At 43.6% G+C, this 273-nt stretch carries 1 rRNA gene; it reads right to left on the reverse strand.

The window, feature by feature from the left end:
- A 5S ribosomal RNA gene (gene rrf / locus ACSLUR_RS19155) occupies positions 1-76 on the reverse strand; the annotation flags it as partial.
- Positions 77-273: the final 197 nt, after the last annotated feature.

A 273-nucleotide genomic window follows, 5' to 3' on the forward strand; every position in this document is an offset into this window, starting at 1 on the left:
TACCATCGGCGCAGTTGCATTTCACTTCTGAGTTCGGCATGGGGTCAGGTGGTTCTACAACGCTATTGTCGCTAGGCGAAACTGTTATTTACCTGCTGCATAAGCAAGTAAATTCAATTCGGAATGCTGTATATATCGTTTCAAGCACACGTTAGTACGTGAATTTCTTTATTCTGTCAGTCAAAACCATTTGGGTGTTGTATGGTTAAGCCTCACGGGCAATTAGTATCAGTTAGCTCAAGGCCTCACAACCCTTACACACCTGACCTATCA

The sequence above is a fragment of the Thalassotalea montiporae genome, assembly GCF_053485855.1.